Here is a 13,146-nt window from a genome sequence, read left to right as displayed (position 1 = left end):
GAATATTCTGGTCATGAAGAAAAAATACGTCCTGCTTACCGCCATAGCGGCCGTGGTTGATGTGACGGGATGGGACAGTGCGCAGGCACAGAACACTGCCCCCACGGAAGGGGCCGCGGCCACGCATGCCGCGCACAGGCATCACACGGCAAAATCGGTTCCGGCAGCCCGGCCCACTCTCAAAGCGGTCAAGGCGCCGGTCTCCGATCCGGAACGGATCCACGTGGTCGCATCTCCGGTGCAGGCAGCAGCGCACACGATTGACCAGGAAACGCATGCGCTTCAGAACGTTCCGCAGGCTGCGACACGGATCGGTGCACAGGAACTGAAGGCCGAACATATCACGGCCCTGCCCCAGGCCGCGCGTCTTCTGCCTACCGTTCAGCTCAATATTTCCAATCCGCGCAACACCACAATCAATATCCGTGGTCTCGGAGCCGCCGGGACAGCAGCGACCGATGGGATCGAAGGGGGCGTGGCGGTGTATGTCGATGGTGTTTATCGTTCACGGCCTGCGACAGCGCTGAGCGATCTGGTCGATCTGAACGGGATCACGGTCCTGCGTGGTCCGGCCGGAACGGAAGGGGGCATGACGGCCACGGCAGGCGCCATCGAACTCACCACGGCAGCGCCGGATCTGCATACCCGACATGTTTATGGTGAGGCGGGGGTTGGAAATTATGATTATAACCGCTGGAGCCTTGGCGTTACGACGCCGCTGATCAAGGACAAGCTTGCGGTCCGGCTGAGTGCTTTGGGATATGGCAACAGCGGCTGGGTCAAAAACCTTGCGGGTGGTGGCGATATTAACGGCCAGACCAGCCGCTCTTTCCGCGCTCAGGTTCTGTATCACCCCACGGATGAGCTGAGTGTCCGGCTGACGGGAGATTATGCCCATCTGCGTGAGAACTGCTGCTCTGGGGGACTCTACAAGATCGTTGCAACCAAGACGGATGGCAGCGCCGTAGCGGGAACGCTGCCGCAGCGTCTGGGCTGGGCCGGATATGGCGCGACGGCTCCGTCCAATGCGCCCTATACCATCAACCGAAGCTCTCTTTCTGACGCAGAGCAGGAAGACATGGGGCTTTCGGGGCATGTGGACTGGCACCATGCCAATTTCACGCTGTCCTCCATCACGGCTTTCCGGTGGTGGGACTGGGCACCGCATAATGACGGTGATCTGGGGCCAGCCAATGCCATTCTCAACAGCAATGCCAAGGTCGATCAAAGGCAGTTCACGCAGGAACTCCGTTTTTCCAGTTCTCTGGGGCGTCTGCTCGATTATCGGGTTGGAGCGTTTTACATGTGGCAGGAAAACCGTGTTTACGGTGACACCCGCTACGGACCGGATGCCGGGACGTGGTATGGATATGGAACCGGAAGCTCACCCGTTAGCGGTATCTCTGCCGAACAGGCCTCGAATGTCCTGAACAATTATGACGTGCGCAGCTATGGACAGCCCACCACCAATTATTACGGGCTTTACGCGAACGGGACCTGGCACATCACCCGCAAACTGGATTTCGTGACGGGTGTACGATATAATTACAGCACCAAAACGGGAAGTTTTTCCCAGTGGCAGGTCACACCCGAAAGCTATAATTCAGCCGTTACCTCAGTGGCTACGGCACAGAAAATCTGGGGCCTGTATGGTAGCAATACGGGATATGGCGCGCATGTCGATAATGGTTTCGTAACTGGACAGTTCGTTGCGAAATACCATGTGGCGGATAATGCCATTGTTTATGGCCGCTATGGCCGTGGCGGAAAATCCGGTGGCCTCAATCTGGTCTCTTTTTCTGCGAGCCAGCTTTCTCAGGGCGCGGTTTCGCCGAATGTCGGAAAGGAGACGGATGACTCCTTTGAGGTTGGGGCGAAGGCGCAGTTTCTTCAGAACCGTCTTCTGGTCAGCGGTGCGCTGTATCAGACGAACGACCACAACTATCAGGTCACGGCAGTTCATGAATATCAGGGCGCGCTGGTTTCCTATCTGAGCAGCGCTCCAAAAGTGCGGGTCCGTGGTGCGGAGATGGATATTCATTACAGCCCGCTTGCCAATCTCGTAACGTCTCTGTCTGCGTCTTATAATGACGCCCAGTTCCTCCAGTATTCCACAAGTGCGCCGCCGGAACTGGCATGGAAAGGCGCTTACAGTCTCGCCCATACGCAGATTCCGTTCGTGCCGAGATGGGCGCTGTCGGCTGCGGTGCAGTATTCGCACGGGATCGGAAAGGTTTTTTCCCGCCCTCTCGATGCCTATGCAGGTGGGAGCTACAATTACAACACCCGCATGAACACCTCCAGCAACAACTCCGTTTATGGCTGGGTGCCGGCCTATGGCACGCTGAACCTGAATTTCGGGTTTCGCGACCATCAGGGGCGCTGGGAGCTTGCGGGTTTTATCAATAATGCAACGGACGAGCGGCGTGTGTCGCAGATTTCCCAAGGAAGCGCCGCTTCGGGGAATGGCAGCTGGTACGCCTATGTCACGCAGCCCCGCAATTTCGGCTTTATTGCCCGCGTGAATTACTGAACCGGCGAGGAATGGTCATGAAAAGACAGACGTCTCTGGGCCTTCTTCTGGGCAGTACGCTTTTATGGGGCAGCCTTGCACAGCATGTCCATGCAGCAGAACCGTCCCAGGCGACGCAGGGTTGGCCGCAATCGCCACAGGCGCCCAGGGGGGCGCCGAATATTGTCGTTATTCTGATTGATGATGTCGGATTTGGTGCGACGAATGTTTTTGGTGGTCCGATTTCGACACCGGATTTTGCACGTCTGGCGGATGCCGGGCTGCGATATGACAATTTTCACGTCAATGCTTTGTGCTCCCCGTCGCGGGCATCATTGCTGACGGGATACAATGACCGGCAGGTGGGGTTTGGAAATATCGAGGAAGCGGCTTCGAAGCATCCGGGATATAATACCGTTCTGCCTGCGAACGTGACGCCGGTTGCCGAAGTTCTCAAGGAACACTGGTATAATACGGCGGCATTCGGGAAATGGCACAATACGCCTTACTGGCAGATCAGCGCGGCGGGGCCATTTGATCTGTGGCCGACAGGGCGGTGGGGGTTCGAACATTTCTACGGCTTCCTTGCCGCAGCGGACAACCAGTATTATCCGCGTCTTTACCGTGACCAGACCCCTGTTGAGCCGTCTTCCACGCCGGAACAGGGCTATTACTTCACGACCGACATCACCAACGAAGCCGTTCGCTGGCTGCATCAGCATGACGCCGTGGCGCACGACAAACCGTTCTTCCTTTATTATGCGACGGGTGCGACGCACGAGCCACATCATGTGCCCAAGGCATGGATTGCGAAATATAAAGGGAAGTTCGATCAGGGCTGGGATGTTATCCGGCAGCAGAGCTTTGAGCGTCAGAAGGCGCTTGGCGTTATCCCGGCGAATGCGGAACTGACACCGCGCCCCTCCACCCTGCCTGCATGGGACAGTCTGTCTCCGGATGAAAAGAAGCTGCTCGCGCATCAGGCCGAGGTTTATGCCGCTTTTGCCGAAGAGACGGATCATGAAGTCGGGCGGCTTCTGGAGACGCTGCGGGAGGAAGGCATTGCGGACAACACGCTTGTCCTGGAAGTGTTCGGGGATAATGGGGGGAGTGCCGAAGGGGGGTTTCTGGGGAAGGATGCGAAGACTGCGGAGGGCGGAACGCCGGATGTCAGGACGCGTCTGGCCGACAGTGATGCGCTGGGAAGCGAGTTGTATCTCAACCATTATGCCGCCGCATGGGCATGGGCGCTGACGTCTCCGTTTCAGGGCACGAAACAGGATGCCGCCCATCTGGGCGGGACGACGGACCCGCTGGTCATCTCCTGGCCCGCACGCATCCACGATACTCATGGAATACGGGGGCAATTCGGGCATCTGAACGATATTGCGCCAACGCTTTATGAAGCCGCCGGGATTACACCGCCGTCCCACACGGCGGGCGTTGAGCAACTCCCGATTGAAGGCCGGAGCCTGCTTTATACGTTCGATCATCCCGACGCCCCGTCGCGGCACAAAGTGCAGTATTTCACCACGAGCGGAAATCTGGGCATCTATTCCGATGGATGGTGGGCCGGCCAGCTTGCTCAGGAAACGTGGGAGGTGGGTGACAACCGCGTGTATCTTACCCGTGGGACACAGCCGCAGACGCATCCGTGGGAACTCTACAGGCTGAGCGATGACTACAGTCAGGCCCATGATCTGGCTGCGAAATATCCCGAAAAACTCAAAGAGCTTCAGGCGCTTTTCCAGCACGAGGCCAGCCGTAATCATGCAGATCCGCTCCGGCCCGGAGTTGACGCCTATCCGCTTGGTACGGCGACAGGCCAGACGGTTTTTACATACCGCTCTGGCGTGGATCGCGTAGGGCCGCGTTTTGCACCGGGTCTGGGGCATGATCCGTATACGCTGAGTGCTGATGTCGATGTCCCTGCGGGCGGGGCGCAGGGGGTGATTTTCGCCGAGGGCGGGCGATATGGGGGTGTCACCCTTTATGTTTCGAAGGGGCGCCTTGTTTGTGAAGCCAATGCAAATGGTGTGCGGACAGGACAGATCGTAACGTCTGCTCCTTTGGCGGCAGGACGGCGGCATATTGTCGTGACGGTCACACCGGAGCAGGAGCGGACAGAGGGGAAAAGCGATACGGCGGCGGAGATGATCCGGCGCTGGGTGGGCGGGAAACCGGTTCCCGCGACGGTAGGGCTTTCCGTGGACGGAGCCCCGGCCCGGCAGGCGCGTTTCAGCAACATCGCCCTGTCATCGCGCGAGACCCTCGATATCGGTCGTGACCTGGGATCTGCCGTGAGCCCGGCCTATACGGTGCCCGCAGCATTTACGGGCCGTATCGACACGGTCACCCTCACGACTGCGCAGTCCTCCGGCCAATGAATCCCGTTCCATCAAAGGAGGCGCAGGCCTTGATCCGTTCAATCCGCATGAACCGCCGGACACTCCTCGCCGGGACCGCAGCGCTCGGCACGGTTACTCTGGGTCTGTCGGAGGGGGCTGCGCATGCGGCTTCCAGGGCAGTCTCGCGGGCGCCCAACATCATTTACATCATCGCGGATGACTTGGGTGTGTATGATCTGGGCTGTTACGGCCAGACCAGAATCCGCACACCGCATATCGACCGGATGGCGGCTCAGGGCATGAAGTTCACGCAGGCTTATGGTGGCGCGCCTATCTGCTCGCCTTCCCGCTGTGCGCTCATGACGGGGCGCCATATGGGACATGCGTCCATCCGCGACAATTTTGCGCTCGCCGGAGGCGTGGTCGGATACAAGGGGAAGGAACAGATCCGCAGGGCCAATCTGTTCGATCAGGAACCGACGGTCGCGTCCGTTCTGAAAGAGCAGGGATATGTGACGGGGCTGGTGGGGAAGTGGCATCTCGATGGTTACGATCCTGACGCCATCCCGACGCGGCACGGGTTTGATGAATTCCACGGATGGCTGACGCAGACGGAAAAGACGCAGGGCTATTTTCCGGAGAAATGGTACGACGGCACGACGTTGCAGGATGTCGCGGGAAATGCCGGCGGGGGGCGGGCTGTCTACGAAACCGACATCGTGACGGATCAGAGCTGCGACTTCATAAGGCGTCATCGCCAGAAGCCCTTTTTTCTGACGGTCGCCTATAATGCGCCGCATAGCCCGCATATTACGCCAGCCGAGGGGGATTATGCAGGAGAGCCCTGGGGCGCCCGGGAAAAGGCCTATGCGGCCATGATCGAATTTCTGGACGCTGGCGTCGGCAGTATTCTGCAAACGCTTGAAGCGTCCGGGCTGAACAATGATACGATCGTGTTTGTGTCGTCCGATCATGGGCCGAGATCCGAACCCACGGCGGAGCAGACGGAAGTTGTGACCTTCTTCAACTCTCATGGTCCGTTGCGAGGCTATAAACGCGAGCTTTACGAGGGTGGAATCCGTGTTCCGCTGATTGCGCGCTGGCCTTCACGGATCGCCGCAGGCACGACGAACGGGACACCCGTTTATCATCCCGATTTGCTGCCGACGGTTCTCGGGCTGGCAGGGCGCAGTGTTCCTGTGGTGACAGATGGTCGCGATCTGACGCCCGTTCTGCTGGGGCAGGGGGAGCTGCCGGAGCGACTGCTCTACTGGGAGACATATGAGCCGTCTTTCTGGCAGGCGGCGCGTCTGGGGAAATGGAAAATCGTGCGGCCCGTCGGGTCGTCCCGGCTGGAGCTTTATGACCTGACGGCAGATCCGGGCGAAAAGCACGATGTGGCCGCCAGGCATCCCGAGATTATCCGTGAACTCTCAGGACGACTTGTATCGGAACACAGGCCGTCGCGTGAGTATCCGATCGCCCTTTAACTGGCGAAAAGGAGGGCACCGGTCATCGTCCGCCCAAGCAGAAGAGACGATGACCGGTGACTTTGCTGTCAGGCCCTGAGGTCGTGCAGCAGATCGTGGCCGTGCTGGGCAGCCATGCCGCTTTTCAGGTCCCTGCCGACGCTGCGTACGCACAGGGCGAGGGACAGGGCGCCGGCATCGGGATGCCCCTTGCTGCGCTCGCCATGCATTTTCGCACGTCCCATCCGGGGCAACAGGTTGCGTGTGTCCTGCGCGGCCTGATAGGCGGCTTCCGCGCTTTCCATCCAGGCTTTGACGAGTTCATGGCCCGCGGCCAGTTCCCGCTCCAGTGTTTCCACAAACGGGACCAGCGCATCCACGAGCGTCTTGTCGCCGGGTCTGGCCCTGCCGAGCAGCATGATGCGCTCCATACTGTTGCGGGCACCCTGCGAAAGCTGCCCGGCACTTGGCAGACGGCCGTCATCGAGTGCCGTGCTGAAGGCCCGCAGACCTTCGCCCCAGAGCGCGCCCGATGTGCCCCCGGCACGATCGGCCCAGGCATCGGCTGCCGTGGCCAGAACCGTAGCCGGGCCGGCACCGGCATTGGCCGCGTTACGGGCGGCGCGGGCAGACGCCGCGGACCCGCGCGCCATGCCCTGTCCATGGTCGCCATCGCCTGCAAGTGCGTCGATATGGCCGAGGCTGGATTCCTCGGCGGCCAGCATTTTCGCCAGATTTTCCATGACATCCGCGACGCACGCGCCGCCCTGACGGCCCGTTGCGGTAGCGGAGCGCATATAGACGATGGTTGCCTCATCTTCGACGGCAAGGTCGGCCACGCCGTCTCCGACCAGTGTGCCGTGGCGCAGGGCCGCGGAATCCACCGGCGCGCGCCAGTACTGCTCAAGATCCTCGTCGAGCCAAGTGAGGGTCAGGGAACAGCCCGCCATGTCCAGACTTGTGACATACTCGCCCACCAGCGGGGCCACGAGGGTCAGTCCGGCGTTTTCGAACATTGGCGCCAGCGCGTTCCAAAGCACGAAAAGCTCTTCCTGCTTGGTGCTGCCCAGACCGTTCAGCAGCACGGCGACACGGCGCGGCGCCTCGTGGGGAATTTCGGCCAGCAGGCGGTCAAACAGGATTTTTGCCAGTGCTTCCGGGCTGGGGACGTCCTGTTCGTCAATTCCCGGCTCACCGTGAACGCCCAGGCCTAGAGCCATGCGGTTTTTGGCGACCTCGAACAGTTTTTCAGTCTCGCCGGGCAGGGTGCAGCCGTCGAAAGCCACGCCGAAGGTGCAGGTCTGACGGTTCACGCGGTGCGCGACTTCCTCGACCTCATCGAGCGTCAGTCCGGCTTCGGCAGCGGCCCCTACGATCTTGAAAATCAGCAGGTCTCCCGCAATGCCCCGGCGGCGTTCGCGGGTGGAAGCGTCCGAACTGGCCACGTCATCGGCAGTTGCCAGAAGGCGGACGTCATAGCCTTCTTCGCGCAGACGGTCGGCGGCAATGCCGAAATTGAGCACATCGCCCGCGTAGTTGCCGTATCCTAGGATGATCCCGCCGCCGAGATCGGCCTGTCGGGCGATGCTCTTGATCGCCTGCGTGGAGGGGGATGCGAAAATGTCGCCTGCCACGGCAGCATCGCCGAAGCCCTTGCCGACATAGCCCGCAAAGGCGGGATAATGGCCCGAGCCGCCGCCCAGCACGACGGCGACTTTGCCTTTCGGACCTGGCTTTGCCCGCAGAACGCCGCCACGGACGAGGCGCACAAGGTCATGATGGATCAGGCTGAACCCGCGAAGGGCCGACATTGCGAAATTGGATGCGTCGCCGCAGATCTTGGTCATGTGTTTTTCCTCCAGTCGTGTCCCGCAGCGGGACAGTCAGGCTGCATCACGGTTGAGGTAACGACGGGCCAGTGCGTCGAAGGAGATGGCGAGAACAACGATCCCGCCGCTGACGACCGACTGCCAGTAGGGTGAAATCCCGAACAGAACGATGATGTCTTCGATCATGCCGATGATGACGGCACCCAGAACCGCTCCGACCGGGCTGCCGATGCCGCCGGTGGTCGCGACACCGCCAATGACGGCTGCGGCGATGGGTGCGAGAACCCAGGTGTCACCGATGGAGGGCTGGGCCGTTCCCAGACGGGCGACCATCAGGATTCCGGCAAGGGCAGACAGGAACCCGGCAAGGGCAAAAGCGCCCATGCGGATGGCGTTGACGCGGATGCCCAGCATCCGGGCGGCGTCCGGGTTGCTGCCGATGGCGTAGATGTAGCGGCCGACGGGCGTGCGGAACATGACGAACGCCACAACCGCCAGACACACCAGAAGCACGACGAACGGCACGGGAACGCCCATGACGAGCCCTCGCCCGAGAAAGGAGATGTCACGGGGAATACCCGTAATGGCCACGCCTTTGGTCGCAACGAGGTTGGCGCCGCCATAAACGCCGGCCATACCGATCGTCAGCACCAGCGAGTGCAGGCGGAGTTGCGTAATGAGCGCTCCGTTCAGCAATCCGCACCCGGCTCCCATCAGCAGGCACAGCCCGAGCGAAAGCCAGGGGTTCAGCCCAAGCTGCACCATTAAAATGCCGCCCACCACGCCCGCCAGGCCGCCAATGGCGCCAACGGACAGGTCAAGCTCGCCCAGGATCATGAGAACGGACTGTCCGATCGTGACCAGCCCGACAAAGGCCAGCGCACGCGCGATGATCATCATGTTGAAGGACGTCAGGAAGTGCGGCGACAGCGCACAGGACGCCCCGAAAATGATGACGAGCGCGGCGATGACGCCGCCCAGCGGATTGCCTACCAGACGCGACACCAGAGCCTTCATGGGCGGCAGTTTCGGCGGCTTCGACGGCGTGGCGGGGAGGGTGGTTTCAAGCGACATGACGGGTCTCCGGGGCGCCGATGATCGCGCCGACAAGCGTGTTGACGTCGGTGGTGGCCTGATCGAACGAACCCGTGATCCGGCCGGAATACATGGTGATGATCCGCGAGGCGCAGCGCTGAAGCTCGGTCATTTCGGACGAGACGAGGATGATCCCCACGCCTTCTTCGGCAAGCTGCTGCATGATCCGGTAAATCTGGAATTTGGTTCCGATATCGATCCCTTTGGTGGGTTCGTCGAAAATCAGGACGCGCGGCCTGCGGGCCATCGCCCGTCCGATGATCGCCTTCTGCTGGTTGCCGCCTGACAGATGAACGATTTTTTTGGCCGCGGAGGACGTCCGGACGTCGAACTGCCGGATCGTTTCCTCCACGACGTCATTTTCGCGCCGGGAGGAAATGACGCCGCCGCGCTTCATGCGGTCCAGAACCGAGAGGCTGATATTTTCCCGCACGCTGAGCAGCGGGAAAATGCCATGATGTTTGCGCTCTTCGGAGAGGTAAACCATCCCCATCGCTACGGCACGGTCCGTGCGGCCACGGGGGATTTCCTCTCCGTCGAGGAAGCACTGGCCGGATGTCGCCCGATGATAGCCGAAAATCGTCTGCATCAGTTCGGAGCGGCCCGCGCCGACAAGCCCCGCAAATCCAAGGATCTCGCCCCGGCGCAGGGTGAAGGATGCGTCCGTGAACCCCGGTCCCGAAATTTGTTTAGCGCTCAAGATCATGTCGTTTTCGCTGATGGCGAAACGCGGCTGGAACTTCTCTTCCAGTGAGACAGAACTGCCGGACATGAGCTGGATCAGGTGTCCTTCCGTCATGCCCTGCATGGGGTAGGTGCCGACGCTGCGACCATTGCGCAGAACCGTTACCGTGTCGCCCAGCTCAAAGATCTCTTCCATCTTGTGGGAGACAAACACGATCGCGCAGCCGTCATCGCGCAACCTGCGGATGATCCGGAACAGATGCTCGGTTTCGTTTGCCGTCAGCGAGGAGGTCGGTTCATCAAGGATCAGAACCCTGAATTCCTCACGGCAGGCTGCGCGCGCGATCTGCAGAAGCTGCTGGTCCGGCACGCTGATTCGGTTCACCAGATGGCCTGGTTTTGCATGAATTCCGAAGCGCTGGATGAGGTCTGCCGCAGCCTTCTCCATGGCACGCCGCGAGACCGTCAGATGGCCAAACCCGGAGCGGTCGAACGGCATAAACATGTTTTCGGCCACCGTCATGGAACCGAAAAGGCTCAGCTCCTGCGGTACATAGGCGACCTTCGCAAACAGGGTGCGGTCCGCCAGTGCGTCTCCGTCTTCGATCAGGACGCGACCCTCATCGGGGGCGACGAGGCCGGTCAGGACCTTGATCAGGGTGGATTTTCCGGCACCGTTTTCGCCCGCGAGAATATGGATTTTCCCCGGCTCCAGCGTCAGGTCCACATGATCGAGCGCGACCACGCCGGGATAGGTCTTCCGTACGGCTTCGATCTGAAGAATTGTCATGGTCGTGTTTCCCTTGTCCTGATCGGCAAGATGTCAGAGGGTCTTGCTGGTCAGGAGATCAATTCCGGTGTCGATATATTTGGGTGTCTTCTGTCCCATGGCTTTCTGCCAGGCGGAGATGACGGCCCAGTAACCCTGCATTTCGGGGCGGCTGGAGGCGGAAGATTCCGCTACGCCGTCCTTGATGAGCTGGATCATGTCATTGAGGTTGTCGAGGCCGACTTCCTTGACTTTCCCGGTCTTGCCCCCCTCGCGGATGGCCTGTCCGATGCCCACCGGTCCGGATGCATCGCAGGCGACCCAGCCCACCAGGTCCGGATGGGCCTGCATGATGGCGGAGGCCTGTTTCTGGGCGGTTTCGATACTGTCATTGTCGATCCCCGTCGCGACGACTTTCATGTCGGGGTATTTCGCAAAGACCTTCTTTTCACACTCGGCCCGAAGCGTATGGTTTGGCGCTGTGGGCACACCCATCATGATGGCAACCTCGCCCTTTTTGTTAACGAGGTTCGCCAGCCTCTCGGCAGCCGTGGTGCCCTGTTCGCAGAAATCCGCGCCGACTGCCGTGATGTCCATGCCTTCGGGGGGCAGGGAGTCGAACACCGTCATCGGGATTTTTTGGTCCGCCGCTTCGTCCATGGCGGCGCGGTTGCCCTTCTCATCCAGCAGATCAAGGATCAGGCCATCGGGATGGGTCGCGACAGCGCGTTCGATAATGTCGTTCTGCGAAGACACATCGGCTGTCTGCGGCGCGCGATATTCGATTTCGACCGGGCGGCCCGTCGCTTTGGTGATCATGTCGCCAGCGGCCTTCGCCCCTGTCATGGCCTTGTCAAACCACGGATGGACCGTTTTGGGGATCAGAACGAAATGCAGGGGCGCGCCACTCTCCGCCGCACAGGCGACGCCGGAGGACAGAACTGGCGCAGCCGCCAGCATTGCGGCAAAAGCGAATGCCGTTTTCATAACTCTGTTCTTTCGAAAATCAGCCTGAACCTGTCCGGGCTGAAAGTTTTTATTTCAGCAGCTCATATCCGCGGAGACGGGCTGCCGGTATTTCCTGCCGAGTGCATCAATTCCGGCAATATTGCGCGCCGATGCACTTGTGGGATCGAAGGTGCAGGCCAGCCAGGCTTCCACGATCGACTTCGCCACTTCCGGCCCGATCACACGCGCGCCCATGGTGATGATATGCGCGTTGTTCGACAGGGCTGCGCGTTCGGCGGAATAGGTGTCATGGGTCAGGGCCGCCCGGATGCCTGGAATTTTGTTGGCGGAAATGCAAACGCCAATTCCGGTTCCACAACACAGGATGCCCCGGTCGAATTCACCGCTCAGAACCGCCAGCGATACGCGCTCGCTCAGTTCGGAATACAGTTCGCCCCGTTCATCTTCGGGATGGGACATGTCGACGACGACATGTCGACCAAGCGTCGAGAGATGCTGGGTCAGAAGTCTCGCCAGGCCTTCGCCGGCGCTGTCTCCACCAATGGCAATACGCATGGTCATTTTCCCTCTTCCTGCGTTCAGGCGACCGTTCAGGCCGCTATTTTGTCCGAAGCCAGATCACGCACACTGTCGATAAGGGCCATGAAGTCCGTCGCCTTCCAGGCCGCCCGCCCAATGAACACACCATCCACATCCGCAAGTCCGACATAACCGCGGATGTTCTCACGCGAGACGCTTCCGCCATAAAGCAGCGGGATACGCGCGCCCTCCGCACCTGCGAGGTCCTGCACGACGCGCCGGAGCCGGGTGTGAACATCCGAGACGAAGTCTGCGTCCGCCGGGCGGCCGGAAGCTCCGATGGCCCAGACCGGCTCATAGGCAATCAGGACGTTCGCCAGATCTTTTCGCGCCACACCATGCAGTGCGATTTTGGTCTGCCGGGCGAGCGTTTCGTGCGAGACGCCAAACTCGTACTCGTTCAGCGTATCGCCGATGCAGATGAGCGGGCGTAACCCGTGACGGAGGGCTGCATGAACCTTCAGGTTCACGGTCCAGTCCGTCTCGCCGAAATGCTGGCGACGTTCGGAGTGGCCGATTTCCACCATCGAGGCGCCGCAGCCCCGGATCATTTCCGGTGAAACTTCGCCCGTCCAAGACCCGCTGTCTTCCCAGTGCATGTTCTGCGCGCCCACCATCAGGGCGCTGTCTTCCAGCACGGTGCAGACATCCTTCAGGGACGTGAAAGGCGGGATGACGAAAGGCTGGATCCCCTGCGGGGGAACAAATCCTTCAAGGGCCTGTGCCGAAGCGATGGCTTCGGCCGGTCCCTTGTTCATCTTCCAGCTCGTTCCGATCCAGACCTGAGCCATTTCCGACCTTCCGAAAGGCTGAATGTTCATCCCGATTCTCCGTATTGCAGAACGGCATATGTTATCTTGAGCGTTAAAGCATAACATAAAAGAGTTACCAA

At 60.4% G+C, this 13,146-nt stretch carries 9 protein-coding genes; 3 read left to right on the top strand and 6 right to left on the bottom strand.

What is annotated here, in order from left to right; genetic code table 11:
- The first annotated feature begins 13 nt into the window (after positions 1-13).
- The 3 genes from A0U94_RS10010 to A0U94_RS10000 are packed head-to-tail and all read left to right on the top strand — an operon-like array spanning position 14 to position 6,350.
- On the top strand, positions 14-2,533 hold the full coding sequence (locus A0U94_RS10010; protein ID WP_077803270.1) for a TonB-dependent receptor: 2,520 nt from the start codon (positions 14-16) through the stop codon (positions 2,531-2,533).
- Positions 2,534-2,550: 17 nt separating this feature from the next.
- On the top strand, positions 2,551-4,899 hold the full coding sequence (locus A0U94_RS10005; RefSeq protein ID WP_077803931.1) for an arylsulfatase: 2,349 nt from the start codon (positions 2,551-2,553) through the stop codon (positions 4,897-4,899).
- A gap of 29 nt (positions 4,900-4,928) precedes the next feature.
- Positions 4,929-6,350: an arylsulfatase gene (locus A0U94_RS10000; RefSeq protein ID WP_244177987.1), complete on the top strand. Its 1,422-nt coding sequence runs from the start codon at positions 4,929-4,931 to the stop codon at positions 6,348-6,350.
- 68 nt (positions 6,351-6,418) lie between these two features.
- Here A0U94_RS10000 and A0U94_RS09995 read toward each other — a convergent pair whose 3' ends face one another.
- From A0U94_RS09995 to A0U94_RS09970, 6 genes are read right to left on the bottom strand one after another with little or no spacing between them, the layout of a single operon-like run.
- On the bottom strand, positions 6,419-8,176 hold the full coding sequence (locus tag A0U94_RS09995; protein WP_077803268.1) for a dihydroxyacetone kinase family protein: 1,758 nt from the start codon (positions 8,174-8,176) through the stop codon (positions 6,419-6,421).
- Positions 8,177-8,212: 36 nt separating this feature from the next.
- Positions 8,213-9,232 (bottom strand): ABC transporter permease, encoded by a 1,020-nt coding sequence (locus A0U94_RS09990; protein ID WP_077803267.1) that lies wholly within the window; start codon positions 9,230-9,232, stop codon positions 8,213-8,215.
- Positions 9,222-10,727 carry a sugar ABC transporter ATP-binding protein gene (locus A0U94_RS09985; protein WP_077803266.1) on the bottom strand — a complete coding sequence of 502 codons (1,506 nt, stop codon included), beginning with the start codon at positions 10,725-10,727 and terminating at the stop codon, positions 9,222-9,224. The genes A0U94_RS09990 and A0U94_RS09985 overlap by 11 nt, the downstream gene beginning before the upstream one ends.
- A gap of 33 nt (positions 10,728-10,760) precedes the next feature.
- Positions 10,761-11,693, bottom strand: coding sequence for a substrate-binding domain-containing protein (locus A0U94_RS09980; protein WP_077803265.1), 933 nt, complete (start codon positions 11,691-11,693; stop codon positions 10,761-10,763).
- Between the two features lie 54 nt (positions 11,694-11,747).
- Positions 11,748-12,230: an RpiB/LacA/LacB family sugar-phosphate isomerase gene (locus A0U94_RS09975; protein WP_062031069.1), complete on the bottom strand. Its 483-nt coding sequence runs from the start codon at positions 12,228-12,230 to the stop codon at positions 11,748-11,750.
- 35 nt (positions 12,231-12,265) lie between these two features.
- Positions 12,266-13,075, bottom strand: coding sequence for a triose-phosphate isomerase (locus tag A0U94_RS09970; protein ID WP_077803264.1), 810 nt, complete (start codon positions 13,073-13,075; stop codon positions 12,266-12,268).
- Positions 13,076-13,146: the final 71 nt, after the last annotated feature.

Origin of the sequence: Gluconobacter albidus (genome assembly GCF_002005485.1) — a bacterium.
Lineage (GTDB): Bacteria > Pseudomonadota > Alphaproteobacteria > Acetobacterales > Acetobacteraceae > Gluconobacter > Gluconobacter albidus.
The sequence above is the reverse complement of the archived record's forward strand: the minus strand, read 5'-3'. Positions and strand labels throughout refer to the sequence as shown.